The sequence below is a fragment of the Allobosea sp. genome, assembly GCF_017308075.1.
In the GTDB taxonomy this organism is placed as follows: Bacteria; Pseudomonadota; Alphaproteobacteria; order Rhizobiales; family Beijerinckiaceae; genus Allobosea.
This window is the reverse complement of sequence record NZ_JAFKFX010000030.1, coordinates 112,868-137,899: the sequence shown is the minus strand read 5'-3', so window position 1 is coordinate 137,899 and position 25,032 is coordinate 112,868. Positions and strand designations below refer to the sequence as shown.

Genomic DNA, 25,032 nt, shown 5'->3' with positions numbered 1-25,032 from the left:
GCGGTTCCCAGTTCTCACCGCCTGCTCTAAGAGACCCTCCGGTTCGTCCAGTTTGAAGGTCCGAGATGGCTGATTCCAGCAGCGTCGCCCCCACCGCCAACCTGCTCAAGGGCAAACGCGGCCTCGTCATGGGCGTCGCCAACAACCGTTCGATCGCCTGGGGCATTGCCAAGGCGGCCGCCGATGCCGGCGCCGAGCTCGCCTTCACCTATCAGGGCGATGCGCTGAAGAAGCGTGTCGAGCCGCTGGCGAAGGAGCTTGGCGGCCATGTCGTCGGCCATTGCGACGTCACCGACGGCGCGACGATCGACGCGGTCTTCGCCGAGGTCGAGAAGCTCTGGGGCAAGCTCGACTTCGTCGTGCACTGCATCGCCTTCTCCGACAAGGACGAGCTGACCGGCCGCTATGTCGAGACCAGCGAGGCGAATTTCACCAAGTCCTTGCTGATCTCCTGCTATTCCTTCACTGCGATCACGCAGCGTGCCGAGAAGCTGATGAGCGATGGCGGCTCGCTGCTGACGCTGACCTATTACGGCGCCGAGAAGTGGATGCCGCATTACAACGTCATGGGCGTCGCCAAGGCGGCGCTGGAATCGAGCGTGCAATATCTCGCCGCCGATCTCGGCCCTTCCAAGATCCGCGTCAACGCGATCTCGGCCGGACCGATCAAGACGCTGGCCGCCTCCGGCATCGGCGATTTCCGCTACATCCTGAAGTGGAACGAGTACAACTCGCCGCTGCGCCGCACCGTGACGATCGAGGAGGTCGGCGAGACCGCGGTCTTCCTCGTCTCCGACATGTCGCGCGGCATCACCGGCGAGATCATGCATGTCGACGCCGGCTATCATGTCGTCGGCATGAAGGTGCCGACCGCGCCGGACATCTCGCTCGACAAGGGCGAGTGAGCCGGGCCAGTTCGGCCTCTCTGCCGTTTTCCAGGAAACATTGCGTCATCCCGAGGCTGCGCATGCGCTGGCCCGGATGACGGTCGCGGTCACGCGGATCTAGCGGGCAAGCGCAGCCTGCAATCGCAGTGTTCCGGCCTCGTCCTGGCCGATATCGTCGTCGCCGAGCGCGGCCAGCAAGTCCGGGACGCTGCGTCCGGCAATCCGCATTCCCGGCGCGATCTCGGCGAGCGGCGCCAGCACGAAGGCGCGTTCGGCGATGCGCGGATGCGGGACCTGCAGGCCGGGCCGGTCGATCGTCTGGCCGCCATAGGTCAGGATGTCGATGTCGAGCGTGCGCGGCCCCCAGCGCTCGCCACGTTCGCGACCGCTCTCGCGCTCGATGGCGAGGCAGAGGTCGAGCAGATCCTCGGCCGGTAGCGAGGTTTCCAGCAGCACGGCCATATTGCGGAATTCCGGCTGGTCGAGCTTGCCCCAGGGGGCGGTGCGCCAGACAGAGGAGGTCGCCTTGACCGACACGGCAGGGTGAGCGCGCAGCCGTGCCAGGGCCGCGGCGAAGGCTGCGACGGGATCACCGATATTGCCGCCCAGGCCGAGCGTCGCTTCAAGCCTCACGCTGGAAGTCCAGCTTGATGCCGACCGATTCCATCCGGCCGGGGATGGGCGGCGAGGGTTTGCGCAGGGTGACCGAGACGCGGGTCACCGGCGGATATTGTGCCAGGATCGCGTCGGCGAGCGCGCGCGCCGCGGCTTCCAGAAGCTTGAAGCGCCGAGCCGAGAAGGTGCGGGTGACGAGCGCGACCACCTCGCCATAGTCGACGGTGTCGGCGAGGTCGTCGCTGACCGATGATGTGCGCAGGTCGCAGTCGAGGACGAGGTCCATCGAGAAGCGCTGGCCGAGGCGGCCCTCCTCGGCGAAATGGCCATGATAGGCGTAGAGGTCGAGCGCCTCGATGAAGATCTGACCGGTCGCGCTCATGCCGTCCTCCTGATCGCGGCCCAGATCTTGAGCGCGTCGACATGTTCGTCGATGTCATGGGCCCGGATGATCGCGGCGCCGCGCATCACCCCGTAGAGATGGGCGGCGAGCGTGGCCGCGAGCCGCTCGGCCGGGATTGTCTTGCCGGTGACGAGGCCGAGCGTCGACTTCCGCGAGGCGCCGAGCAGGACCGCGCAGCCGAGCGCCTCCGGCAGCCGATCGAGCTTCTCGATCAAGGCGAGGTTCTGCTCCGGCGTCTTGCCGAAGCCGATGCCGGGATCGACGACGATCTGCCCGCGCGGAACTCCGGCCGCGACGGCGATGCCGATGGATTTTTCCAGGAAACGCAGCACTTCGGCGAGGATGTCGAGGCTGGCATCGACGCTGTCGCGATTGTGCATCAGCACCATCGGTGCGCCGAAGCGGGCGGCGACCCCGGCGATGGCCGGCTCGCGCTGGCAGCCCCAGACATCGTTGACGAGCGCGGCGCCTGCCTTCAGCGCCGCCTCGGCGACCTCGGCCTTGTAGGTGTCGATCGAGATCGGCACCGGGCTCGCGGCGGCGATGCCGGCGACCACCGGCAGGACGCGGGCCAGCTCGGCCTGCGCATCGAGGCGCTCATGGCCGGGCCTGGTCGATTCGCCGCCGATATCGACGATGTCTGCGCCCTGCTGCGCCAGCTTCAGGCCATGCGCGACGGCGATGGCGGGATCGGCGAAGAGGCCGCCATCGGAGAAGGAATCGGGCGTGACGTTGACCACGCCCATCAGCAGGGGGGCGGTTCCGAAGGCGAGCCTGCGGCCGTCCGGCAAGGTTAGAGAGGTGTTCATGCGGCGACCTGGAGGGCGAGAGCCGCCTATACACAGGCTGCGCTGTCCCGGCCACCGGAAAGCTCGCATGCATGTGAGGCAGCCCTGCGGCGCTTTCGCCGCTTTGACGCTGCGGGCGCGAGCGTGCATGAGGCAGGGCATGATACGCATGTCGCTTCCTGGTCGCCTTTTCCTCGTCCGCCATGGCGAAACCGATTGGAACCGTGAGGGCCGTCTGCAAGGCTCGCAGGACATCCCGCTGAACGCGCTCGGCCGGATGCAGGCGGCCGAGGTCGCCGACCGGCTGCGGGCGCTGAAGCCGGAATTCGCGACAAGTGCCTATGTCGCCTCGCCGATGCATCGGGCTCGCGAGACGATGACCATCCTGCGCAACGAGCTTTCCCTGCCGCCCGAGGATTACCGCATCGACGATCAGCTCAAGGAGCTGACCTTCGGGGATTGGGAGGGCTTCACCTGGCGCGAGATCCGCAAGAGCGAGCGTGAGCTCGCCCAGGCGCGCGAGCGTGACAAATGGGGTTTCGTGCCGCCCGGCGGCGAGAGCTACCGAATGCTGGCGGAGCGCATCCGCCCGTCTCTGGAGGCGATGGCACCGGACACCGTGATGGTCAGCCATGGCGGCGTGGCGCGCGCCGTGCTGGCGCTGATCGGCGCGGTCGACCCGGCGGAAGCCGCGAAGGTCGAGATCTGGCAGGGCAAGATCCTGGTCGTCGAAGGCGACAAGGCGAGCTGGAAGTAACCGAAAGCTGCGCTCCGCGATGAGCCCTTAACCGCGTTTCGGCTTGTCCCTCCGGCGTTCATAGGGCATTCATCGCGAACTGAGCAGTTACGCTCGACGGGGAGCCGCGCGGCTGCGGCGTTCAAGGTCTAAGGTTCGAGCGGGCGCGGGCGCGAAGGGGATGCGTCCGCATTGGCGTGGATGAAGGTGCGGCTTTAGCCGCCGGAGGCCGGGATGCGCAGCGGGTTTTCCGGGCCCGAACGCAACGGCGTCGGTGGTCGCCGCTGCGGGGCAGAATGAACGAAATCAGCGCAATTTCCGCCGATGATGAGCTCGCCCAGGGTGCAAGGCCTCTGGCCATGCTGGCCGGCGAGAAGCTGCCGGAGCTGATCCGCGACGAGGTCCTCGCCGAGATATTTGCCGCGACGGTCGCGAGTCGCCCTGACCATCCGGCGATGATCTCCGGTGCGCGCCGTCTCACCTATGCCCAGGTCTGGGAACAGGCGCAGGCGCAGGCGCGTGGTCTGGCTCTCGCCGGCATCGGCCCGGGCGACATGGTCGGGCTCTGGATGTCGCGCGGCATCGATCTTCTGGTGGCGCAGATCGCGATCACCCTGTCAGGCGCCGCCTGGCTGCCCTTCGATGCCGAGGCGCCGGTCGAGCGCATCGCGACCTGTCTCGACGATGCCAGCGCCAAGGGGCTGGTGACGCAGGCCGACTGGAAGGCGAGGGCGGCTGCCACCGACCGCACCATCTGGTCGCCGCAGGAGCTCGCGGCCGCGAGCGACGGCACCTTGCCGCCGGCCCGGCCGGCCGGGCTGACGCCCGACCATCCGGCCTATCTGATCTACACTTCGGGCTCGACGGGCGTCCCCAAGGCGATCGTCATCAGCCATCGCAATATCTGCCACTTCCTGCGCTCGGGGAACGTGCTCTACGGCATGGGGCCGGACGACATCGTCTTCCAGGGCGCCTCGGTTGCCTTCGACCTGTCGATGGAGGAGATCTGGACGCCCTATCTCGCAGGCGCGACGCTTTTCGTGGCCTCGCCGGAGATGATGGGCGATGCCGAGAAGCTGCCGGCGATCCTGACCGAAGCCGGCGTCACGATGATCGACACGGTGCCGACGCTACTCGGCATCCTGCCCGCCGACATTCCGTCGCTGAGGCTGATCATTCTCGGCGGCGAGGCGCTGCCGCCGGGGGTCGTGCAGAAATGGTCGAGGCCCGGCCGGCGCATTCTCAACAGCTACGGCCCGACCGAGGCGACGGTGGTCGCGACGGCAGCACTGGTCGAGCCCGGCCAGCCCGTGACGATCGGCCGGCCGATCCCAAACTACACCGCCTATATCGTCGACGAGGAGATGAAGCTGACCGGTATCGGCCAGCAGGGCGAGCTTCTGATCGGCGGCCCGGGCGTCGCCAAGGGCTATCATCTGCGGCCCGAGCTGACCGCCGAGAAGTTCATCGCCAATCCGTTCGGCGGTACCGAGGATCCGATCCTCTACCGTTCGGGCGACGCCGTCAGCCTCGACGAGAACGGCAACATCGTCTTCCACGGCCGCATCGACGACCAGGTCAAGATCCGCGGCTTCCGCGTCGAGCTCGGCGAGATCGAGACGGCGCTGTCGGACGAGGCCGGCATCAGCCAGGCCGCGGTGGTGCTGCGCACCGATGACGGCATCGAGCGGCTGGTCGCCTTCCTGGTCGGCGAGCCTGGCGTGCAGCTCGAGGGCGCGGTGCTGCGCGCCTCGCTGCGCGAGAAGCTGCCGCCCTACATGATTCCGGCGCATTTCGAGCCGATCGGCTCGCTGCCGCGCATGGTCTCGGGCAAGGTCGACCGCAAGATGCTCAAGGCCGCGCCCTTGACGGCGCCGGCGGCGAGCGGCGAGCAGGAGCCGCCGCGCAACGCGACGGAAGCGACGCTGCTCGACGCCGCCAAGCGTGTGCTCGGTGCTCAGGCCCTGCCGCTCGAGGCGGACTTCTTCGTCGATCTCGGCGGCCATTCGCTGCTGGCGGCGCGCTTCATCTCGATCGTGCGCGAGACGCCGGCCTATGCCGGCATCACCCTGCAGGACGTCTACGGCGCGCGCACCTTGCGGGCGATGGCGGCGCTGCTCGACAGCCGGGGTGCGCAGGTCGCCGAGGATCTCTCCTTCACGCCGCCCTCGCTGCTGCGCCGCTTCCTCTGCGGCCTGGCACAGGCGGCGGCGCTGCCGATCATCATCAGCCTGTCGACGGCGCAATGGCTCGGCATCTTCGTCAGCTACATGCTGCTCTCGGGCGAGGAGCTCTCGCTCGGCGGCCAGGTGCTCGCGCTGCTCGGCATCTATGTCGCGATCACCATCATCACCGGTTTCATCTCGATCGGGCTGAAATGGCTGGTGCTCGGCCGGACCAAGCCGGGCGTCTACCCGCTCTGGGGCGTCTACTACTTCCGCTGGTGGTTCGCCTCGCGCGTCGCCGGGCTCGTCCATATCAAATGGCTGCAGGGCACGCCGGTGATGCGCTTCTACTGGCGCCTGCTCGGCGCCAAGGTCGGGCGCGACGTTATCATCTCCGACTATGAAGCCGGCGCGGTCGATCTGATCGAGATCGGCGACTATACGACGCTCGGCTCGAAGACGACCTTCGCCAATGCCGAGGCGGTCGGCGCCAATCTGATCATCGGGCGGGTCAAGATCGGCAAGGATGTCTATGCCGGTTCCTCCGTAGTGTTCGGCCATGACTGCGTCGTCGGCGATCATGCCGAGATCGGCGACCTGACGCCGATCGCGCCGGGGATGCAGATCGGCGAGGCCGAGATCTGGGACGGCTCGCCGGCGCGCAAGACCGGAATGGTCGATGTCGCGGCGCTGCCCGAGCAGGCGCAGGCGAGCGGCAAGCGCCGCGCCGCGCTGACGCTGTTCTACATCGTCATGCTGATCGTGCTGCCGCCGATCAGCCTCTTGCCGATCTTCCCGGCCTTCTGGCTGTTCGACAAGATCGACAACTGGGTCGCGACCTGGTCCGATGTCAGCTATCTCTGGTATCTGCCGTTCCTGACCTGGCCGACCGCGATCGGCCTGATCTCGATCACGGTGTTCCTGATCATCGCGCTGCGCTGGCTGATCCTGCCGCGGGTCAATTCCGGCTCCTATTCGATCCATTCCGGCTTCTACGCCCGCAAATGGACGGTGGCGCTGGCGACCGAGGTGACGCTGGAGACGCTCTCCTCGCTGTTCGCGACGATCTATATGCGCTTCTGGTACCGGATGATGGGCGCCGGCATCGGCCAGGGCTCGGAGATCTCGACCAATCTCTCCGGCCGCTACGACATCACCGGCATCGGCGCCGGCAACTTCATCGCCGACGAGGTGATCTTCGGCGACGAGGACATGCGCCGCGGCTATATGCGGCTCGACCTGACCCGCACCGGCGACCAGGTCTTCGTCGGGAACGACGCGGTGGTGCCGCCCGGCGCCGTGATCCCCGACAAGGTGCTGATCGGCATCAAGTCGAAGCCGCCGGCCAACGAGCTGATGTCGCCCGGCGACACCTGGTTCGGTTCGCCGCCGATCAAGCTGCCGACCCGGCAGAAGGTCGATCTGGGTGCCGACTGGACCTACAAGCCCTCGCTCGGCAAGAAGCTGGCGCGCGCCGGCTTCGAGGCGCTGCACACCTCCTTCCCGGCGATGCTGTTCATCACCTTCGGCACCATCGCCGTCGATCTCGTGCTGCAGCAGAAGATCTTCGACCGCGACTGGGTCGGGCTCGGGCTCGCCTTCATGGGCTGCGCGGTCGTCATCGCCATCCTGCAGGCGCTGATCTGCGCCCTGATGAAATGGCTGCTGATGGGCGTCTACAAGCCGGTGATGAAGCCGATGTGGTCGTTCTGGGCGATGCGGACCGAGGCCGTCTCGGTGCTCTATTGGGGCCTCGGCGGCAAGGTGCTGCTCGACTATCTGCGTGGCACGCCGTTCCTGCCCTGGTTCCTGCGCCTGTTCGGTGCGCAATACGGCCAGGGCGTCTGGCTCGACTCGACCGACATCACCGAATTCGACTGCATCAAGGTCGGTGATTTCTGCACGGTCAACGCCCATTCGGCGCTGCAGACCCATCTCTACGAGGACCGGGTGATGAAGGTCGGCCGGGTGCATCTCGGCAAGGGCGTTTGCGTCGGCGCGGGGGCGACCGTGCTCTACGACACCCATGTCGGCGACTACGCCCAGATCGGCCTGCTCACGGTGATCATGAAGGGCGAGAACCTGCCGGCGAATACGCGCTGGGAAGGCGCTCCCGCCGTGCCGGCCAAAGCGGCGCATTAGCGACTGCTGAGCCGGGCCGCACAGCCGGTCCGGACGCGACGCGAATCCGGAGACGCTCGTAAGGCGGCGCTGGAACTCATGAAAAAGGGCTCGCCGGGCATGGCCTGGCGAGCCCTTTGCGTTGCGGTTGCAGAGCGTCTCAGCCGATCGTGGCGACGCACTCGATCTCGATGTCGAAGGGCAGGGGCCAGGGCTTGATGGCGAGGCTCGTCCGCGCCGGGAAACCGTCGGCGAAGCGGGTCCGGTAGACGGCGTTGACGCCGGCCATCAAGGCGGGATCGGTGACGTAGACCGTCGCCTTGACGACGGCGTCGAGCGAGGAGCCGCCATGGCGCAGCGCAACGTCGAGCGCGTCGAGCGCGGCGCGAGTTTGGGTCTCGATGTCGCCGGTGACGATCTCGCCGGTCACCAGGTCGACCGGCGGCATGCCGCAGGTGAAGAGCAGGTCCCCGGCGCGGGCCAGCGCCGAGGTCGGGGCGCCGAGCCGGCGGATCGCCTCCGAAATGACGGGGACTTCGATGATTTCTCGTTTCATGGCAGGCATGGCCTTCTCGATCGGGTTCCCGGCAAGGCTAGAGCGCTTTGAGCGGGGCGTCAGATAGATATTGGCTATCCGAAGCAGAGGCCGCCCCGGCGCCCGCCGGATCGGCTGCCAGAAGCTGAGCTTCGAAGACACGCTGGAACGCCGCCTCGGCAGCGCTCGGTTCCATCGCCGGGTTGGTGATGAAGTAGAGATCGGCGCCAAGATTCTCGTCCGGAGAGGAGAGATCCCAGAGCGTGCCGGCGGCGAGTGCATCCTGCACCGAGGCAACGGGCAGGATGCCGATGCCCATGCCGGCCGCGATCATGCGGGCGACCTCCTCGAGATGCGGGCTTGAGCCGATGATTCGGCTGCCGAGGCCGACGCCCTGGCGCAGCGACACCATCGGCTCGAGGGCGCCGTCCTGACCGCAGGCGAGCGCGATGAAGGGCTCGTCCTTCATGTCGGCGAGCGGGATGTCCTTCAGCCCGTAGAGCGGGTGGTCGCGCCCGCACAGGATGCCGAACTCCTCACGCAGCAGAAACCGGCAGGTCAGCCCGGCCAAGGGGTTCGGCAGAAGGCAGATGCCGAACGGGCTGAGCTTTTGCGAGACGGCACGGACGATGTCCTGGCTGGTCGCGACGTCGATGCGGACATTGACCGACGGGTGCTGGCGATTCAGCAGGGTCAGCGAGCGATCGAGCACCGGCATGACGACATGGGTGACGACCAGGACGCGGACGAGGCCGGTGAGCTCGTCATGCTCCTCCGACAGCTTGTCGCCGATCCGGGCGACGCTGCGATAGATGTCGACGCATTCCTTGTAGAGCAGCTCGCCGCGCTTGGTCAGCACGAAGCGGCGGCTGTCGCGCTGGATCAATTGGCTGCCGAGCGTCTCCTCCAGCCGCTGCAGCGCGGCGCTGACCGAGGGCTGCCGCACCAGAAGACGGTCGGCGGCCTTGGTGATGGAACGCTCCTCGACGATCACCAGGAAGGTGTGGAGCAGGTTCCAGTTCAGGTGGTGCAGCTTGGGGCGTGTCGCATTCAACGGAGCTCTCCCGCGCCTCGCGGCGAGGCTCAACGGCGGATCGGCCACATATCGCCCCCGATGCCCGGAGGAGGCAACGGCTTTCTCGGGGGAGCGTCGCGTGGCGGTCCGGAAGCAGCGGCTTGCCGCTCCGGCTCAGGCGAAGGAGGGGGCCAGGATCGCCCGCGTGCGCAGCCAGCTCTCGCGATCGGGCGCGCAGAGCAGGCCGAGCGTCGGGTTTGCCGGTTCGTAGACGCTGCCGTCGAGCATGCGGACATGCCCGCCGGCTTCGGCATAGAGCAGCGAGCCCGGCGCATGGTCCCAGGGGCTGAGGCGGCCATAGAGCAGGAAATGGCCGTTCCCGGCGGCGGCGAGCCGGTATTCATGGCCGCAGCAGCGCAGCGAGGAGACATTGGCGAAGGCGGGCATGCGGCCCGGCAACTCGCTGCGCAGCGGCTCCGGGAAATATTGCCAGCTCATCATGCCGGTCATCTCGGAGGGAGCCGCGCCCGGCGCCACCCGCAGATCGCGGCTCTTGCCGTCCGTGCGGGCAAGCCAGGCGCCTTCGCCGCGCAGCGCCATGGCGCTGTCCTCGACGACGGGGTCGTGGATCACCGCCGCGACGACCTCGCCCTTGACCAGTGTCGCCGCCATCACCGCGAAGAGCGGAAGGTCGGAGGCGTAGTTCAGCGTGCCGTCGATCGGGTCGATGACGAAGGCGAGCTCGGCATCGGCCAGCCGTTCGAGCAGAGCGGGGTCGGCGGCGGCGGCCTCCTCGCCGACCAGCGTGGCGCCCGGAAAGGCGCGGGCGAGCTCGGCGCTGATGAAGCGCTCGGCCGCCTCGTCGGCCTCGGTGACGAGGTCGGTCGCCGAGCGCTTCTCGCGGATCTCGCCTTCGGCGAGATTGCGGAAGCGCGGCATCACCTCGCGGCGGCCGGCCTCGGCGAGGATGCGCGCGACCGTCTCATGGTCCTGGCGTGAAAAGAGCATCGTGGTCCGGTCTCGAATGGCGTGATCGTGCTCGCGGCCTTCAGCCGAGGTCGAATTCGACGAGGATGGGCTGATGGTCGGAGACCTTGGTCTCGACGTCGCAGATGACGGTGCGGGCGCGGGCGGCGAGATCGGGCGTCGCCAGGACGTAATCGAGGCAGCCGGGCTGGCCATAGGTCTGGTCGAAGAGATTGGCGGTCGGCGGATGCGGCGCCTCGCCCATCACCGAGGGCCAGAGATCGACGAGCGGCGGAACCTCGCCCTCGAAGGGCGCCATCAGGCGCGCCAGAACCGGGTCGTCGGGCCGCATGTTGAAGTCGCCGGTGAGCACGGCGCTCGGCGAGCTCGGCGTCATCCTGTAGGTGTGCGGTCCGGCGGAACGGGGCTTGGCGTGACGGGCGAGGGCCATGCGGTGGGCCTCGCGGATGCCCTCGACCTGCGCGGCGCGCAGTTTCGAAGATGAGTATTCGAGATGCGTCGTCATCAGCCGGACCGGGCCGAGCGGGGTCGACGCCATCGCCTCGATCATGATGCGCGGCATGTTGCGCGTCTCGGCGGCCTCCCAGGGCAGGAGATGGCGCAGGATCTGCGCGACCGGATAGCGCGTCAGCAGCATGTTGCCGAAGCGCCGGCGGCCGCCCTTGCCGTCATCGACGTCGACGCCGATGCCCTCGATTGCGGTGAAGCCGGGCAGCAATTCGCCGAAGCGGGCGAACTGGTCGGTCTCGTCGTTGAAGTCGAGCTCGGGGAAATTGTCGGCGACCTCCTGCAGGCAGAGCACGTCGAAATCGGCCATCTGCCGGGCGTGGGCGATGACGCGCGCCGGGTCGACGCGGTTGTCCATGCCGCGGGCCCACTGGATGTTCCAGGTGATCAGTTTCATTGGAATAGCCGTCTCGTCACTTGATGCCAGCGCGCATGAAGCTCTGCACGAACTGACGCTGGAACAGCAGGAAGCCGACCAGGAGCGGGGCCGAGGTCATCAGGGTCGCCGCGCAGATCACGGCCCAGTCGATGCCCTGATCGGTCGAGGAAAAAACCTGGAGGCCGACGGTGAGCGGCCGCGCCTCGACCGAGTTCGTCACCAGCAGCGGCCAGAGGAAGTTGTTCCAGTGATAGCTGACCGAGACGAGGCCATAGGCGATATAGGTCGGCCGGGCGAGCGGGACATAGACCTTCATCAGCACCTGGAGCGGGCTCGCGCCCTCGACGCGGGCGGCGTCGTCGAGCTCCTTGGGCACGGTCTTGAAGGTCTGCCGCAGCAGGAAGATGCCGAAGGCCGAGGCGATATAGGGCAGGGCGATCGCGGTGATGGTGTCGACCAGGCCGAGCTTGGCCATGGTGCGGTAGTTCTCGACGATCAGCGCGTCAGGCATGATCATCAGCTGGGCGAGGATCAGCGCGAAGGCGACGTCGCGCCCCCAGAAGTCCTGGCGCGCCAGCGCATAGGCCGCGAGCGTGCCGAGCACGAGCTGGCAGACCAGGATCAAGGTCACCAGCACGAAGGTGTTGAGGAAATAGCGGGCGAAGGGCGCTGCCGCCCAGGCGCGGGAAAAATTCTCCAGTGTCAGCGGCGCGGTCAGCTCGAAGCGCGTCGTGAACTCGCTGGGATGGAAGGCCGCCCAGACCGCATAGGCCAGCGGCAGCACCCAGATCAGCGCGAGCAGGATCGCGCCGCAGGATTCCAGCGTCAGCGAAAGGCCTTTGGGCGCGTAAGGATCGGCGCGGCTGATGCCGCCGGCGGGCAGCTTTGCGGGCTTTGCGGCGGCGCTCATCGATAATGCGTCCTGCGTTCGAGCCAGCCATACTGGATGAAGGCGATCAGGGCGAGCAGGGCGAGCAGCACGCAGGTCAGCGCCGCCGCATAGGCCGTGTCCCAGAAGCTGAAGCCGACCTGGTAGATGTAGTAGAGCAGCAGCGTCGTCGCATTGTCCGGGCCGCCACGCGTCATCACGAAGAGATGGTCGACCATGCGGAAGGCGTTGATCATCGCGTTGATCAGGACGAACAGCGTCGTCGGCATCAGCAGCGGGAACTGAATCCGCCGGAAATAGGTCCAGCGCGAGGCGCCCTCGATCGCCGCCGCCTCGCCGAGGCTGGGCGGGATCGTCTGCAGCGCCGCGAGGTAGAAGATCATGAAGAAGCCGGCTTCCTTCCAGATCGCGACGATGGTCACGGCGTAGAGCGCGGTGTCCTGCGAGCCGAGCCAATTGGTCGAGCGGCCGCCGAAGAAGGCGACGATCTGCTCGAGCAGGCCGTATTGCGGGGTGAAGAAGAACAGCCAGATGTTGGCGACCGCGATCATCGGCAGCACGGTCGGCGTGAAATAGGCCATCCGGACCCAGGTTCGCGCCAGGATACGGTCGTTGACCCAGACCGCCATCAGCAGGGCGAGCGCGATCGAGGTCGGCACCGTGCCGAGCGCGAACCAGAGATTATTGCTCATCGCCTTCCAGAAGATCGGGTCGGCGAGCATCTGCTGGTAGTTGTCGAGGCCGATGAACCGCGCGGGCCTGCGCCCGCGCGGTGTCGAGTAGAAGGAATCGATGAAGCTCGCGACGGCGGGCCAGTGCGTGAAGAGGGCGAGGCAAGCCATGGCCGGCAGCAGCAGCAGCCAGCCATGGAGGGTCGCGGTCGCGCGGGTGTTCATCGTCCGCTTCGTCGTCCGGTCAGCGATAGGGCTTGAGGATGCGCTCGGCCTCGGCCTGCGCGTCCTCCATCGCCTTCTGCGGCGCCTTGGTGCCGGTCAGCGCGGCCTGGAGGCCGTCATTGAGGGCCTTGGTGACGCGCTGGTTCTCATGGGTCGAGAGCTCGGCGACGGCGTGCGGAAGCTGGTCGCGAGCGACCAGGGCCGGCGGGAACTCGGCGGCGTATTTCTTCATCGCGGCGGTCTCGTAGGAATCCGGCCGCACCGCGACATAGCCGGTGTCGATGCTCCACTGCGCCGCGCGCTCGGGCGTGGTGATCCAGCGCACGAACTTGAAGGCGGCTTCCTGCTCGGCCTTCGAGGCCTTCTTGGAGATGTAGAAATTGCCGCCGCCCGTCGGGCTGCCGAGCCGCTTGCCGGCCGGCAGCAGGCCAACGCCGAAGGGGAACTTGGCGTTGCTCCTGACATTGGTCAGGTTGCCGGTGGTCGTCCACATCATCGCGACCTTGCGCTCGAAGAAGTCGCGCGGGGTGGTGCCCCATTCGACGATGCCGGTCGGGTGCACCTTGTGCTTCTGCGCGAGGTCGACCCAGTACTGCAGCGCCTCGACCACGGCCGGGTTGGCATAGTCGGTCTTGTCGCCCGCCGCATTGGCGAGGATCGCGCCGGCCTGCGTCGAGAGGCCCTGGAACAGCCAGTAGGGGAAGCCGGAGGAGGGGATCTGGATGCCCCATTGCGTAACGTTGCCGGCGGCGTCGCGCTTGGTCAGCTTCTGGGCGAAGGCGAGCTGCTCGGCCCAGGTCTTGGGCGGGGTCTCGGGATCGAGCCCGGCTTCCTTGAACAGCTCCTTGTTCCAGTAGAGGACCACTGTGGAACGCTGGAAGGGGATGCCCCAGGTCTTGCCGCCGGTCTGGCTGTTCTCCATGAAGCCGGGGAAGAAGCTGGCGAGCCACTTCTTGTCCTCGTCGGTCTTCACGAACTGGTCGAAGGGGACGATGGCGTCCTCGTCGATCAGCGTGAACATGTCCGTCGAGAGCAGCACCGAGAGCACCGGCGGCGTGCCGCTCTTGTGCGCGGTCAGCGCCTTGACGATCGTCTCCTGATAGGTGCCCGCATAGATCGGGTTGACCTTGATCCCGGCGTTCTCGCCGGCGAAGCCACTGGCATAGGCGTCGATCAGCTTGGTGATCGGCCCGCCGACGGCGACCGGGTAGAAGAACGAGATCTCGGCGGCCTGCTGCGCGCGTGCCAGCGCCGGCATCGCCACCGAACCGGCCAGCGCCATGGCGCCGGTCATGAATTCACGTCTGTCCATGTTCTGAACTCCCTGTTGTCGTGCGATCGCCCGGCTTCTGCGGCCGGATCACCCCGGAACCACCCTTCGCTCGGTCGACTGGTCGAACCAGTGCAGCAGCGATTGTGACAGCTTGATGTAGACCTTGTCGCCGGCCAAGGCCCGGACCTTGCCGGGGCGCCGGACGATGAAGGGATGGCCGTCGATGCGGGCCTCGATCAGCGTGTCGGCGCCGAGATACTCCACCGCGACCACCTCGGCCGCGATGCCGTTCTCGGCGAGCTCGCTCACTTCGGGGCGGATACCGACGCTCAGCCTGGCGGAATCGAGTCCGGGAGGCGGAGCGATGTCGCCGCCGCCGGAGAGGAGCGCCGTCAACGGCACGACGTTCATCGGCGGCGTGCCGACGAAGCGCGCGACGAAGATGCTGGCCGGATTCTCGTAGAGCTCGTCGGGCGGCGCGTCCTGCTCGATGCGGCCATTGCGCATCAGCACGACCTGGTCGGCCATGGTCATCGCCTCGACTTGGTCATGGGTGACATAGACCATGGTCATGCCGAGGCGCTGCTGCAATTCGCGGATCTCGCGGCGCATCTCGACGCGCAGCTGGGCATCGAGATTGGAGAGCGGCTCGTCCATCAGGCAGACCGGGGCTCGCGCCACGATGGCCCGGCCGAGCGCGACGCGCTGCTGCTGGCCGCCGGAGAGCTGCGAGGGCTTGCGGTCGAGCAAGGCTCCGAGGCCGAGGATCTCGGCGGCGCGGGCGAGGCGCTCGTCGCGCTCGGCGCGCCCCAGCTTGCGGACCTTGAGCCCGAACAGGATGTTCTCGGCCACCGAGAGATGCGGGAACAGCGCATAGTTCTGGAAGACCATGGCGATGCCGCGACCCGAGGGCGGCGCCTGGGTGACGTCCTTGCCGCCGATGGCGATGACACCCGAGCTGGCATCCTCCAGCCCGGCGATCAGCCGCAGCGTCGTCGACTTGCCGCAGCCGGATGGGCCGAGCAGCGCGACGAGCTTGCCCTCGCCAACGGTGAAGGTCACCTGGTCGACGGCGGCGGTTCCGCCCCAGTTCTTAGAAACGGCCTTGAGCTCGACTGATACCATACGCTGACCGGCTCTTCCCGATAGACATTGCCTCTGCCCGGCCGAATCCGCAGCGTCCTGCATCTTTTTCCCCGGCGTGCGCGAGCATGCCGGTATTTTGCCGGCGCACAAGCCTTCCTCCACAGGGAGTATCGCGTGCCGGCGTCGCCTCGGCTGGGAGACCGACTGCCTTCATAAAGCTGTTGCGTGCCGGTGCAAGTGTCCGCTACGCTTATTCCAAGCGATGAGAGAAATGGATCAGATGTTCCATTTTCTTGGAATAAGGTCGCATAGGGAGACGGTGTTGCGGGCCGAACGGCAACAGAGCTTGCGCTCGGGCGAGGCGATCAGCGTGCGCGGTCTGCACGTTGGCTACGGCAATACGCGTGTCCTCCACGGCATCGATCTCGATTTCTCGCCCGGCAGCTTCACCGCGCTGCTCGGCTCATCCGGCTGCGGCAAGACCACGATGCTGCGCTCGCTGAGCGGCTTCGTGCCGGTCCAGTCCGGCTCGATCATGGTCGGAGGGCGCGATGTCGCCGGGCTGCCGCCTGAAAAGCGCGGCATGGCGATGGTCTTCCAGTCCTATGCGCTCTGGCCGCATATGACGGTGCTCCAGAATATCGGCTACGGGTTGAAGCTGCGCGGCGTGCCGAAGGCCGAGATCGCCGCCAAGGTCGCCGCGATGCTCGAATTCCTCGGCCTTTCCGGCTATGAGGGCCGCAAGGTCACGGCGCTCTCCGGCGGCCAGCGCCAGCGTGTCGCGCTCGGCCGGGCGCTCGCCATCGATCCCGGCATCCTCCTGCTCGACGAGCCGCTCTCCAATCTCGACGCCAAGATCCGCATGACGATGCGGCATGAGATCCGGGCGATCCAGCAGCGCCTCGGCGTGACGGCCGTCCATGTCACGCATGATCGCGAGGAGGCGATGACCATGGCCGATCGGCTGGTCATCATGGAGGCCGGGCGGATCGCCCAGGTCGGCACGCCGGAGGAGGTCTATGATCGCCCGGCCAGCGCCTTCGTCGCCAATTTCATGGGGGCGGAGAACATCCTGCCGCTGCGCGTCGAGCATTCTGCGGGCGGCGCCTCGCTGTTCGCCGGCGATGCCGCGGCCGAGCTGCCGCCGGCCCTGCGCGACGCCCTGCCTGCCGGCCGGGCAATGGCCTATTTCCGCGACGATGTCGCGCGCCTCGATGCGGCCGATGCGCCGTCGGCGGGGGATCTGGTGATGGCGGGCCATGTCGCGGCCCGTGCCTATCCGGGTGGGGTCTATCGCTACCGCGTCAAGACCGACGACTGCGAGGTCACGGTCGACGACGCCACCCGTCACGAACTCGGAGCGAAGGTCGGGCTGCGCATTCCCGTGCAGCGCCTTCACATCTTCCCGGCATCCGAGGCCGGGCTTGCTGCCTGACAGGGGTTGATCACATGCGCACGCTCACGATTGCCTGTTCGATCGCAGCGCTGATGGCGGCGACGCCGCTCTCGGCGCAGACACTCAACGTCGCCACGGCCGGCGACCAGAACATGGTCGACTATGTGAAGGACTATCTCGGGCCGATGTTCGAGAAGGCCCATCCCGGGGTGAAAGTGGTCTCGGTCGGGACCGGGCCGGGCGATTCCGGCTCGCAGAAGATCTATGAGAAGCTCGACGCCCAGAAGGCCTCGGCCGCCACGGATTTCGACGTCGTCGTGATCCACCAGAAGGCCGCGGGCACGATGGTCAAGGAAGGGCTCCTCGCCAAGTACACTGGCGGGGTCGACACCGCGAAGCTCGTCTCCAGCGAGGCGGCGAAGAACGCGCTCGGCGCCGACGTCTCCGGCTATGTCCTGCCGATGTTCCAGTCGCAGACGGCGCTGGCCTACAATGCCGATCTGTTGAAGACTCCGCCGAACAGCTTCGCCGAGCTGAAGGACTGGGTGAGCAAGAACCCGAAGCAGTTCGGCTATAACGGCATCAAGGGCGGCATGTCCGGCGTCGCCTTCGTCACCGGCTGGGTCTATGCCTTCGGCGGCGATGCCGACAAGCTGGTCAAGGGTCCCTATGATCCGGCGGTGAAGGCCGGCTGGGACGGCGCGCTCGCCGATCTCAAGACCTTCAACAAGAACGCGGTCATCACCCCCGGCAATGCCGGCACGCTCGACATGCTGAACCGCGGCGAGATCGCCATGGGGCCGGTCTGGGTCGACATGTTCTATTCCTGGCAGGCCGACGGCAAGCTGCCGCCGAACATGAAGCTGAAGCTCGCCGCGCCGGGCATGCCGGGCCAGCCGATGTATTACGCGGTGCCGGAGAAGACCGCGCACCGCAAGCTGGCGGAGGCGTTCATCGCGCTCGCCACCAGCCCGCAGGTCCAGGCCGACGGCATCGTCAAGCGCTTCAACTGGTATCCGGGCATCGACGCCAAGAACCTCGAGGGCAAGCTCGACCAGGCCGCCTGGAACAAGCTCTTCACCGACATCACCCCGGCCGATCTCAGCTCCAAGGCGAAGCCGTTCCCGATCGCGCCCTATTTCAACGACATTCTCGAAAGCTACGAGAAGAAGGTCGCGAACTGAGCCGTCCCCTTAATCGCGGCCCGGCTTCCGCCGGGCCGCATCTTTCCAGATGGCGCCCAACATGCTGTCTCAACGCCAACTGGCGCTGATCCTGATCGCTCCCGGCCTGTTCCTCGTCGCGGCGCTGTTCCTCTACCCGCTCGGCTTCTCGCTGATCTCGGCCTTCACCCGGCCGGACGGCTCGCTGACGCTGGAATGGTTCGCCAAGGCCTTCGAGCTCTATTCGGGCGACATCCTGTTCACGATCATCATCGTGGTGACCTCCTGCGTGCTGACCGGGCTCGCCGCCATCGCGATCGCCGGCACGCTGACGCTCGGCGAGAACCGCTGGGTCGTCGGCACGTTGCGGGCGCTCTATCGCTGGCCGCTGTTCATTCCGTTCATCGTCGCGGCGCAGTGCATGCGCACCTTCCTCGCCAAGAACGGGCTGATGAACAACACCTTCGTCTCGCTCGGGCTGATGGAGCCCTTGAGCGCGACGAGCTTCCTCGACTGGCGCGGCATCATCGCCACCTTCGTCTGGAAGCAGACGCCTTTCGTCGCGCTGCTGCTCGCCGGCGCGCTCGCCTCGATCGACCGGGCGACGCTGGAGGCCGGCCGCAATCTCGGCGCCTCGCGACCGCGCGTGCTCTTCGAGCTCGCTCTGCCGCAGGTGATGCCGACGCTGCTGGTCGCGCTCGTTTTGTCCTTCGTGACGATGCTCTCGGTGCTCTCGGTGCCGATGATGGTCGCCGGCTCGCAGCCGACCATGCTGACCGTCGACATGGCCTTCCGGATCAACGCCTATGGCGACTATTCGACCGCCAACGCCCTCGGCGTGATCACCTATCTGATCAGTGCCGGTGCCGCGATCCTCTATCTGAAGCGCGGGCTGGCCAAGGAGGGCGCGCCATGATGCGGCTCGCTTCCGCCGCCAGGGCGACTTTCGCCGCGGCCATCCTCACCGCCTTTGCCTTCGTCCTGATCGGCCCGCTCGCCAATCTCGCGCTGTGGTCCGTGGCCGAGCGCTGGTATACGCCCTACAAGCTGCCGGTGACCTATGGCACGCGCTATTGGGAGCAGGTCTTCCGGCCGACCGGCGACGCCATGGCTTCGCTCGGCACCAGCGTCTGGATCGCGGTGCTGACGGTGATCGTCGCGCTCGCCTTGTCGATACCCGCCGGCTACGCGCTGGCGCGGCTGAAGCTGCCGATGCGGGCGGCCTTCATGGTGCTCTTCCTGCTGCCGCAGGCCTTTCCGTCGGTCGCGATCTACATCAACGTCGCCCGCGTCTTCTACCAGCTCGGCATCAACGGCACGGTGCTGGGCGTGGTGCTGGTCCATGCCGCGCATGGGCTGGTCTATTCGGTCTGGATCGCGGCAGCAGCCTTCGCGGCGGTCGACAAGGACCTCGAACTCGCCGCGCGCAATATCGGTGCCTCGCCGCTGCGGACCTTTTTCACGGTGACATTGCCCTTGGCGATGCCGGGCATCATCGCCAGCGGCATCTTCGTCTTCCTGGAATCGCTCGACGAGTTCACCGGCACCTTCTTCGTCGGCGTGCCGCAGGTCACGACGCTGCCGTTGCTGCTCTACAATGCGGCGATGGGCGGCAACTACCAGGTCGCATCGATCACGGCGCTGATCCTGCTCGTGCCTTCGGTGCTGTTCATGCTGTTCATCGAGCGCTTCCTGCGCGCGGACGTGCTGGCGAAGGTCGGCGCGTGAGGCCGGCCCCGCTACTCCCCCCAGGACAGCAGGATCTCGCCGGCGATGGGCTTCACCGCCCTGATGTCGGCATCGCTTGAGGAAAACTCGCTGTCGCCGGAGACGCGATCAAGCGCCGCGGCATTGGCGCCTGGCGTATCGTGGAAGCGGACGAGCAGCCGGCAGCCGCCGCCTGCCTTGGCCAGCTTCCCACCTCGCCAGTCGGTTGCGGTGCCGGCATAGTCCCAGCCGAAGCCGAGGATGGTGAAGGGGCCGCCATTGGCCTTCTCGACCGTCGCGAGCGAGGTGCCGATGCCGATAGGCGTGCCGTCCGGAGTCTGGACGACCTGCGTCGAGCCTTCGCGGATATAGATCGTCGCCGGGCGCCGCCGTTTCGCGCCGTCATGCCAGATCAGTTCGATGCGGCGCTTGCCGTCGCCCGGGAAGATGATGGCGCCTTGCTGCTTCTCGCCCTCGCCGACCTCGATCCGCGCCCGCCGGACATTCGCCTTGCCGAAGGCCCGGATCAGCGAGGCCTCGTCGGCATTGCGGGCGAAGGGGCCGGTGCAATTGAGCGGGGCGGACTGCGCGAAAGCCGGGGCGGCGGCGAAGAGCGCGGTGGCGGCCACGGCGTGTCGTAACCGGAAGGGAGAGCATGGGCGCGGAGCGGAACGCATGCTCTATTTAGCGTGCCTTCCGCGAGGGAAGATAGGCCCGTCCTTCAGATGCGTCGCGCCCACTTCCGGCGAACTTTTCAAGCCCCGCAACGTTTCAAGCGGTGAAGGGAGCCTCAGATGACGATGTACCACCAGGCCGCAGGCGAGCCCGGCGGCGATCCGCTGCCGCCCATGCCGCCGCCCGAACTGCCGCCGCTGACGCCGGGCGAGGTGCCGCCGGCGCCGCCGGTCGAGACGCCGCCCGATGCCGAGCCGATCGGCATTCCGACCGATCCGCCGCCGGAGCTGCCGCCGAACGCGCCGCCGGAAACACCGCCGGCGACGCCTGTCGACCTGCCGCCGGCACGCGATCCGCGCCAGCCGCAGGAGTGAAGGGCCCGTACGGGTCCTCGGTCAAACCAGTCTCAGAGCGCCGGCGTGTTGCCGTCGCCGAGATCCCAATAGAGCCCGGCCATCATGGCGAGCGCCTCGCGGGCGATCGCGACCGGCAGGTGCTCATTGGGGGCGTGCTGCGAGCAACCCGGATAGGAGTGTGGCACCCAGATCGTGCGCAGGCCGAGGATCTCCGAGAAGATGTCGTTCGGCAGCGAGCCGCCGAGATTGGGCAGCAGGGCCGGCTTCTTGTTGGTCGACTTGGCGATCGAGGCCAGCGCCCAATGCACCCAGGCATCCTCGGGGTCGAGGCGGGTCGCGTTGAAGATCTCGTCACGGGCGAGCGTGACCTCGACCATGTCGAGGCCCTGGCGCTTCAGATGGCGGCGCAGGGCCGGCAGCACCTCGTTCGGGTCGACGCCGACGACGAAGCGCAGCTGGCAGCGGGCCCAGGCGCTCGGCGGCACGGCGTTGACCGGGGTTTCCGGCACGCCCGACTTCATCGCCAGAACGTCGAAGGAGCACCAGCCGAAGACCTGCTCGGCCGGCGACAGGCCGGGCTCGCCCCAGTTCGGATCGATGGTCGGGCCGTCCGGGCCGCCATCGACCTCGCAATCGGCGAGCGCCTTGCGGACCGGCTCGGGCAGCTCCTTCGGCACCCATTCATGGATGCGGATCTGGCCGGTCGGGCCGGCGATCGAGGCGATGGCATGGGCGAGCTGGATCGCCGGATCGGAGAGGATGCCGCCCCAGTTGCCGGAATGGTGGCCGCCCTCGCGGGCATTGATCGAAAGGTCGAAGGTGACGCCGCCGCGCGAGCCGAGGAAGATGGTCGGGCGCTCGGCATTGAGGCGCGGTCCGTCGGAGCCGATCAGCACGTCCGACTTGAACAGCTCCTTCTGCTCGGTGCAGAGCTCGCGCAGGCCCGGCGAGCCGCATTCCTCGCCCATCTCGATCAGGTACTTGGCGTTGAAGCCGAGCTTGCCGCGGGTCTCCAGGACGGCGCGCAGGGCATTGATGTTGATGACGTGCTGGCCCTTGTTGTCGACCACGCCGCGGCCGTACCAGCGGTCGCCGCGCTCGGTCAGTGTCCAGGGTGACAACCCCTCGCTCCATTGAGCGTCGAGGCCGCGGATGACGTCGCCATGGCCGTAGCCGAAGATCGTCGGCAAAGACGGGTCCTCGATGCGCTCGGCGAAGAGGAACGGTCCCTTGGCGCGCGGATGGGTCAGCGTCCTGCAGGTGAAGCCGAGGCCTTCGAGCAGCGGGCGCATCTCGTTTTCGAGATAGTCGCTGAGCACGGGCGCGCGCTCGGGATTCTGGCTCTCGGTCGGCATGGCGATGAGACGCGAGAGGTCGCGCTTGAGACTGCCGGAATCAAAGTAGTCCTGGGCATGCGCGACGGCCTGGGCGCGGGTCATGGGAACGTCTCCTCGCTGGGAATTCTGCCTGTCCCGGCCTCATCCTGAGGAGCCGTGCAGCGGCGTCTCGAAGGATGCTCCAGTGTGCTCTGGAAGCATCCTTCGAGACGCGATCTGCGATCGCTCCTCAGGACGAGGGCCGAGGGGAAAATGGACATGTCAGGCGGCGGCGGTGCTCGCCGGTTCGTCATAGAGATGGCAGGCGACGAGGCCGGCCGCGTCCTGGCGCAATTTCGGCTCGACGCTGGCGCAACGCTCCGTCCGTGCCGGGCAGCGCGGGTGGAACGGGCAGCCGCTCGGCGGGTTGAGCGGGTCCGGGAAGGCGAGGCCGAGCCCGGTCTCCGGGATGCCCTTGCCGGGCTCCGGCGTCAGCACGGAAGCGAGCAGCGCCTTGGTGTAGGGATGGCGCGGCGCCTTGAAGAGCGTCGCCGTATCGGCGAGCTCGACGACGCGGCCGAGATACATCACCGCCACCCGCGTCGCGATATGCTCGACGACGACGAGGTTGTGGCTGATGAAGACATAGGTCAGCCCGAGCTCGCTGCGCAGATCGTTGAGCAGGTTCAGAATCTGCGACTGCACGGAGACGTCGAGCGCCGAGGTCGGCTCGTCGCAGACCACCATCTCCGGATTGAGGATCAGGGCACGGGCGATGGCGACGCGCTGGCGCTGGCCACCGGAGAGCTCGCGCGGATAGCGGTCGGCGAAGCGGCGGGGCAGGCCGACCTTGTCGAGGATGGCGATGGCGCGCTCGCGGCGTTCCTTGGCGGTGCCGATGCCCTGGACGGCGAGCGGCAGCGCGACGATCGAGGCGATGGTGCGGCGCGGGTTCAGCGAGGAATAGGGGTCCTGGAACACCGGCTGGACCCGCTTGGCCATGCCGAGCCGGCCGAGCTTGCCGACATCTTCGCCGGCGAGTGCGATCTCGCCGCTGGAGGGCGGCAGCAGGCCGAGCAGCATGCGCGCCAGAGTGGACTTGCCGCAGCCGGATTCGCCGACGATGCCGAGCACCTCGCCCTTGGCGATGGCGAGCGAAACGCCGTTGACGGCGTGGAGCTTGCGCTTGCCCTTGAACACGCCCTGGCTGACCGAGAAGGAGCGGGTGAGGTCACGCGCCTCGAGCAGGATCGGATTGGTCGCGCTCATGCCGCGTCCTCCAGGATGCAGCGCCAGCTATGCCCGTCCGGCCGCTGTCGCAGCGGGGGCGCCTCGGCACAGGCGGGTTTGGCGTGCTTGCAGCGGTCGCGGAAGCTGCAGCCCCTGATCTCGCCGACCAGGGAGGGAACGACGCCCGGAATGACGCCGAGTTTGCCGCCGGGCTCTGTACGACCCGGCACCGGGATACAGTCGATCAGCCCCTGCGTGTAGGGGTGGCGCGGATTGCGGAAGATCGCCTCGGTCGGACCTTCCTCGACGATCTGGCCGGCATACATCACCCCGACCCAGTCGGCGATGCGGGCGACGATGCCGAGATCATGGGTGATCAGCACCATGGCGATGCCGAGCTCCTTCTGGAGATCGGCGAGCAGGCGCAGGATCTGGGCCTGGATGGTGACGTCGAGGGCGGTGGTCGGCTCGTCGGCGATCAGGAGGTCGGGCGAGCACATCAGCGCCATGGCGATCATGACGCGCTGGCGCAGGCCGCCGGAGAGCTGGTGCGGATACTGGCCGAGGCGCTGGGCGGCATTGGCGATGCCGACCTTGCCGAGCAGCAGGATCGCGCGCTCGCGGGCCTCGGCCTCGCTCGCCTTGCGGTGCAGCTTGTAGGCCTCGGTCATCTGGTCGCCGATGGTGTAGGCGGGGTTCAGCGCCGTCATCGGTTCCTGGAAGATCATCGCCATGCGGTCGCCGCGCAGCGCGTTGATGCGCTTGGCACCGGCCTTGGCGAGGTCCTCGCCGGCGAAGGAAAGGCGCTTCGCGCTCTTCTTCGCCGCCTTGGGCAGGAGGTCCATGATCGCGAGCGAGGTCATCGACTTGCCGCAGCCGGATTCGCCGACGAGACAGAGCGTCTTGCCCTTCTCGACGGTGAAGGAGAGTTCGCGCACCGCGTGCAGCGGGCCGCGCGGGGTCGCGATGTCGACGCTGAGGCCGTCGACCTGGAGGATGGCTTCGCTCATCAGGTGCGCCCCTCCGGCGAGATGACGTCGCGCAGGCCGTCGCCGGCGAGATTGATCGCGAAGATCAGCAAGGCGAGCGCGCTGCCGGGCAGGGCGATGAGCCAGAACGAGAAGAACATGTAGGCCTTGGCTTCCGAGATCATCAGTCCCCAGGAGGGCAGGGGCGGCTGCACGCCGAGCCCGAGGAAGGACAGCGCCGCCTCGAGCAGGATGGCGCTCGCCGCTTCCAGCGTCGCGACGACGATGAGATGCGGGGCGATGTTGGGCAGCACCTCGCCGAGGATGATGCGGCTGGTCGAGGCGCCGGCGGACTGGGCCGCGGCGACATAGTCGAGCGAGCGGACCTGCTGGGTCGCGCTGCGCATCACCACCGCGAAACGGTCCCATTTCAGCAGGCCGAGCACGAGGATGACGATCCAGAGCGAGGAGCCGACGATGGCGACGACGGCGAGCGCCACCAGGATCACCGGCATGGAGAGCCGGGTGGTGACGAGGAAGGTCATCACCATGTCGATCCGGCCGCCGAAATAGCCGGCGAGCAGACCCATGGTGGTGCCGATCAGCCCGGAGATGATGACGACGCTGATGCCGATCAGCAACGAGATCCGGGCGCCGTAGAGCAGGCGCGAGAGATAGTCGCGCCCGAGCGGGTCGGTGCCGAGCGGATGCACCCAGTTGCCCTTCTCATACCAGAAGGGCGGGATGTTCCGTGCCGTCAGGTTCTGCAGATAGGGATCGTGCGGTGCCAGCAGCGGGGCTGCGAGCGCGATCAGAATGAACAGCACGAGCAGGCCGAAGCCGAAGACGAAGGCCTTCTGGCCGAGGAAACGGCGCAGCAGCTTGCGACCTTCGGAGAGCTCGGGCGCTTCGGCGACGGAGAGGGAGGTTTCGCTCATG

The 25,032-nt window shown here is 67.4% G+C and carries 24 protein-coding genes; 8 read left to right on the top strand and 16 right to left on the bottom strand.

Going from position 1 to position 25,032, the window contains the following annotated elements:
* The first annotated feature begins 65 nt into the window (after positions 1 to 65).
* A complete protein-coding gene (fabI, locus tag J0J10_RS12320) occupies positions 66 to 905 on the top strand; it encodes an enoyl-ACP reductase FabI (protein ID WP_291636019.1) in 840 nt (279 codons plus the stop codon).
* A 99-nt stretch (positions 906 to 1,004) separates the two neighbouring features.
* On the opposite strand, the gene folK is transcribed toward fabI, so the two are convergent.
* From folK to folP, 3 genes are read right to left on the bottom strand one after another with little or no spacing between them, the layout of a single operon-like run.
* Positions 1,005 to 1,520 carry a 2-amino-4-hydroxy-6-hydroxymethyldihydropteridine diphosphokinase gene (gene folK, locus J0J10_RS12315; RefSeq protein WP_291646848.1) on the bottom strand — a complete coding sequence of 172 codons (516 nt, stop codon included), beginning with the start codon at positions 1,518 to 1,520 and terminating at the stop codon, positions 1,005 to 1,007.
* Entirely contained in the window at positions 1,510 to 1,884 is a 375-nt protein-coding gene (gene folB, locus J0J10_RS12310) for a dihydroneopterin aldolase (protein ID WP_291646847.1), read from the bottom strand. The genes folK and folB overlap by 11 nt, the downstream gene beginning before the upstream one ends.
* Positions 1,881 to 2,714, bottom strand: a complete 834-nt coding sequence (gene folP, locus J0J10_RS12305) for a dihydropteroate synthase (RefSeq protein WP_291646846.1) — start codon at positions 2,712 to 2,714, stop codon at positions 1,881 to 1,883. The genes folB and folP overlap by 4 nt, the downstream gene beginning before the upstream one ends.
* A gap of 148 nt (positions 2,715 to 2,862) precedes the next feature.
* Between folP and J0J10_RS12300 the strand changes: the two genes are divergently transcribed.
* Together J0J10_RS12300 and J0J10_RS12295 are read left to right on the top strand one after the other, a co-directional pair.
* On the top strand, positions 2,863 to 3,450 hold the full coding sequence (locus J0J10_RS12300; protein WP_291636031.1) for a histidine phosphatase family protein: 588 nt from the start codon (positions 2,863 to 2,865) through the stop codon (positions 3,448 to 3,450).
* Between the two features lie 275 nt (positions 3,451 to 3,725).
* Positions 3,726 to 7,736: a Pls/PosA family non-ribosomal peptide synthetase gene (locus J0J10_RS12295; protein ID WP_291646845.1), complete on the top strand. Its 4,011-nt coding sequence runs from the start codon at positions 3,726 to 3,728 to the stop codon at positions 7,734 to 7,736.
* Between the two features lie 139 nt (positions 7,737 to 7,875).
* On the opposite strand, the gene J0J10_RS12290 is transcribed toward J0J10_RS12295, so the two are convergent.
* The 8 genes from J0J10_RS12290 to J0J10_RS12255 form a co-directional block, all read right to left on the bottom strand.
* Positions 7,876 to 8,271: a RidA family protein gene (locus tag J0J10_RS12290; RefSeq protein WP_291634213.1), complete on the bottom strand. Its 396-nt coding sequence runs from the start codon at positions 8,269 to 8,271 to the stop codon at positions 7,876 to 7,878.
* Between the two features lie 37 nt (positions 8,272 to 8,308).
* On the bottom strand, positions 8,309 to 9,304 hold the full coding sequence (locus tag J0J10_RS12285) for a LysR family transcriptional regulator (RefSeq protein WP_291646844.1): 996 nt from the start codon (positions 9,302 to 9,304) through the stop codon (positions 8,309 to 8,311).
* Positions 9,305 to 9,439: 135 nt separating this feature from the next.
* Entirely contained in the window at positions 9,440 to 10,273 is an 834-nt protein-coding gene (locus J0J10_RS12280; protein ID WP_291646843.1) for an inositol monophosphatase family protein, read from the bottom strand.
* Between the two features lie 40 nt (positions 10,274 to 10,313).
* The gene (locus J0J10_RS12275) at positions 10,314 to 11,156 is read right to left on the bottom strand and encodes an endonuclease/exonuclease/phosphatase family protein (protein WP_291646842.1); all 843 of its coding nucleotides are present in this window, start codon (positions 11,154 to 11,156) and stop codon (positions 10,314 to 10,316) included.
* A 16-nt stretch (positions 11,157 to 11,172) separates the two neighbouring features.
* Entirely contained in the window at positions 11,173 to 12,048 is an 876-nt protein-coding gene (locus J0J10_RS12270; protein ID WP_291634221.1) for a carbohydrate ABC transporter permease, read from the bottom strand.
* Complete coding sequence (locus J0J10_RS12265; RefSeq protein ID WP_291646841.1) at positions 12,045 to 12,923, bottom strand: carbohydrate ABC transporter permease; 879 nt, start codon at positions 12,921 to 12,923, stop codon at positions 12,045 to 12,047. Before J0J10_RS12265 ends, J0J10_RS12270 begins: the two co-directional genes overlap by 4 nt.
* Before the next feature lie 19 nt (positions 12,924 to 12,942).
* Complete coding sequence (locus J0J10_RS12260) at positions 12,943 to 14,235, bottom strand: ABC transporter substrate-binding protein (protein WP_291646840.1); 1,293 nt, start codon at positions 14,233 to 14,235, stop codon at positions 12,943 to 12,945.
* A gap of 48 nt (positions 14,236 to 14,283) precedes the next feature.
* Positions 14,284 to 15,321 (bottom strand): ABC transporter ATP-binding protein, encoded by a 1,038-nt coding sequence (locus J0J10_RS12255; RefSeq protein ID WP_291646839.1) that lies wholly within the window; start codon positions 15,319 to 15,321, stop codon positions 14,284 to 14,286.
* A 283-nt stretch (positions 15,322 to 15,604) separates the two neighbouring features.
* Here J0J10_RS12255 and J0J10_RS12250 point away from each other — a divergent pair, with 283 nt between their 5' ends.
* The 4 genes from J0J10_RS12250 to J0J10_RS12235 all read left to right on the top strand — a co-directional run bounded on the left by J0J10_RS12250 (position 15,605) and on the right by J0J10_RS12235 (position 19,569).
* On the top strand, positions 15,605 to 16,717 hold the full coding sequence (locus tag J0J10_RS12250; protein WP_291646838.1) for an ABC transporter ATP-binding protein: 1,113 nt from the start codon (positions 15,605 to 15,607) through the stop codon (positions 16,715 to 16,717).
* A 14-nt stretch (positions 16,718 to 16,731) separates the two neighbouring features.
* The gene (locus J0J10_RS12245) at positions 16,732 to 17,862 is read left to right on the top strand and encodes an ABC transporter substrate-binding protein (protein WP_291646837.1); all 1,131 of its coding nucleotides are present in this window, start codon (positions 16,732 to 16,734) and stop codon (positions 17,860 to 17,862) included.
* 64 nt (positions 17,863 to 17,926) lie between these two features.
* Positions 17,927 to 18,757: an ABC transporter permease gene (locus J0J10_RS12240; protein ID WP_414644950.1), complete on the top strand. Its 831-nt coding sequence runs from the start codon at positions 17,927 to 17,929 to the stop codon at positions 18,755 to 18,757.
* On the top strand, positions 18,757 to 19,569 hold the full coding sequence (locus J0J10_RS12235) for an ABC transporter permease (RefSeq protein ID WP_291634432.1): 813 nt from the start codon (positions 18,757 to 18,759) through the stop codon (positions 19,567 to 19,569). Before J0J10_RS12240 ends, J0J10_RS12235 begins: the two co-directional genes overlap by 1 nt.
* An 11-nt stretch (positions 19,570 to 19,580) precedes the next feature.
* On the opposite strand, the gene J0J10_RS12230 is transcribed toward J0J10_RS12235, so the two are convergent.
* A complete protein-coding gene (locus J0J10_RS12230) occupies positions 19,581 to 20,177 on the bottom strand; it encodes a hypothetical protein (RefSeq protein WP_291646836.1) in 597 nt (198 codons plus the stop codon).
* A gap of 165 nt (positions 20,178 to 20,342) precedes the next feature.
* Here J0J10_RS12230 and J0J10_RS12225 point away from each other — a divergent pair, with 165 nt between their 5' ends.
* Positions 20,343 to 20,597: a hypothetical protein gene (locus tag J0J10_RS12225; RefSeq protein WP_291634238.1), complete on the top strand. Its 255-nt coding sequence runs from the start codon at positions 20,343 to 20,345 to the stop codon at positions 20,595 to 20,597.
* 32 nt (positions 20,598 to 20,629) lie between these two features.
* Here the strand turns inward: J0J10_RS12225 and J0J10_RS12220 are convergent, their stop codons facing one another.
* From J0J10_RS12220 to J0J10_RS12205, 4 genes are all read right to left on the bottom strand, one after another.
* The gene (locus J0J10_RS12220; protein ID WP_291646835.1) at positions 20,630 to 22,018 is read right to left on the bottom strand and encodes a M20 family metallopeptidase; all 1,389 of its coding nucleotides are present in this window, start codon (positions 22,016 to 22,018) and stop codon (positions 20,630 to 20,632) included.
* A gap of 159 nt (positions 22,019 to 22,177) precedes the next feature.
* On the bottom strand, positions 22,178 to 23,164 hold the full coding sequence (locus J0J10_RS12215) for an ABC transporter ATP-binding protein (RefSeq protein WP_291646834.1): 987 nt from the start codon (positions 23,162 to 23,164) through the stop codon (positions 22,178 to 22,180).
* Positions 23,161 to 24,135: an ABC transporter ATP-binding protein gene (locus J0J10_RS12210; RefSeq protein WP_291646833.1), complete on the bottom strand. Its 975-nt coding sequence runs from the start codon at positions 24,133 to 24,135 to the stop codon at positions 23,161 to 23,163. Before J0J10_RS12210 ends, J0J10_RS12215 begins: the two co-directional genes overlap by 4 nt.
* Positions 24,135 to 25,031: an ABC transporter permease gene (locus J0J10_RS12205; protein WP_291634246.1), complete on the bottom strand. Its 897-nt coding sequence runs from the start codon at positions 25,029 to 25,031 to the stop codon at positions 24,135 to 24,137. Before J0J10_RS12205 ends, J0J10_RS12210 begins: the two co-directional genes overlap by 1 nt.
* Position 25,032: the final 1 nt, after the last annotated feature.

Coding starts and splice junctions, on each gene's coding strand:
- fabI (WP_291636019.1), top strand. CDS start 66: ATGGCTGATTCCAGCAGCGTCGCCCCCACCGCCAACCTGCTCAAGGGC.
- folB (WP_291646847.1), bottom strand. CDS start 1,884: ATGAGCGCGACCGGTCAGATCTTCATCGAGGCGCTCGACCTCTACGCC.
- folP (WP_291646846.1), bottom strand. CDS start 2,714: ATGAACACCTCTCTAACCTTGCCGGACGGCCGCAGGCTCGCCTTCGGA.
- J0J10_RS12300 (WP_291636031.1), top strand. CDS start 2,863: ATGTCGCTTCCTGGTCGCCTTTTCCTCGTCCGCCATGGCGAAACCGAT.
- J0J10_RS12295 (WP_291646845.1), top strand. CDS start 3,726: ATGAACGAAATCAGCGCAATTTCCGCCGATGATGAGCTCGCCCAGGGT.
- J0J10_RS12290 (WP_291634213.1), bottom strand. CDS start 8,271: ATGAAACGAGAAATCATCGAAGTCCCCGTCATTTCGGAGGCGATCCGC.
- J0J10_RS12280 (WP_291646843.1), bottom strand. CDS start 10,273: ATGCTCTTTTCACGCCAGGACCATGAGACGGTCGCGCGCATCCTCGCC.
- J0J10_RS12275 (WP_291646842.1), bottom strand. CDS start 11,156: ATGAAACTGATCACCTGGAACATCCAGTGGGCCCGCGGCATGGACAAC.
- J0J10_RS12270 (WP_291634221.1), bottom strand. CDS start 12,048: ATGAGCGCCGCCGCAAAGCCCGCAAAGCTGCCCGCCGGCGGCATCAGC.
- J0J10_RS12265 (WP_291646841.1), bottom strand. CDS start 12,923: ATGAACACCCGCGCGACCGCGACCCTCCATGGCTGGCTGCTGCTGCTG.
- J0J10_RS12260 (WP_291646840.1), bottom strand. CDS start 14,235: ATGGACAGACGTGAATTCATGACCGGCGCCATGGCGCTGGCCGGTTCG.
- J0J10_RS12255 (WP_291646839.1), bottom strand. CDS start 15,321: ATGGTATCAGTCGAGCTCAAGGCCGTTTCTAAGAACTGGGGCGGAACC.
- J0J10_RS12245 (WP_291646837.1), top strand. CDS start 16,732: ATGCGCACGCTCACGATTGCCTGTTCGATCGCAGCGCTGATGGCGGCG.
- J0J10_RS12235 (WP_291634432.1), top strand. CDS start 18,757: ATGCGGCTCGCTTCCGCCGCCAGGGCGACTTTCGCCGCGGCCATCCTC.
- J0J10_RS12225 (WP_291634238.1), top strand. CDS start 20,343: ATGACGATGTACCACCAGGCCGCAGGCGAGCCCGGCGGCGATCCGCTG.
- J0J10_RS12220 (WP_291646835.1), bottom strand. CDS start 22,018: ATGACCCGCGCCCAGGCCGTCGCGCATGCCCAGGACTACTTTGATTCC.
- J0J10_RS12215 (WP_291646834.1), bottom strand. CDS start 23,164: ATGAGCGCGACCAATCCGATCCTGCTCGAGGCGCGTGACCTCACCCGC.
- J0J10_RS12210 (WP_291646833.1), bottom strand. CDS start 24,135: ATGAGCGAAGCCATCCTCCAGGTCGACGGCCTCAGCGTCGACATCGCG.
- J0J10_RS12205 (WP_291634246.1), bottom strand. CDS start 25,031: ATGAGCGAAACCTCCCTCTCCGTCGCCGAAGCGCCCGAGCTCTCCGAA.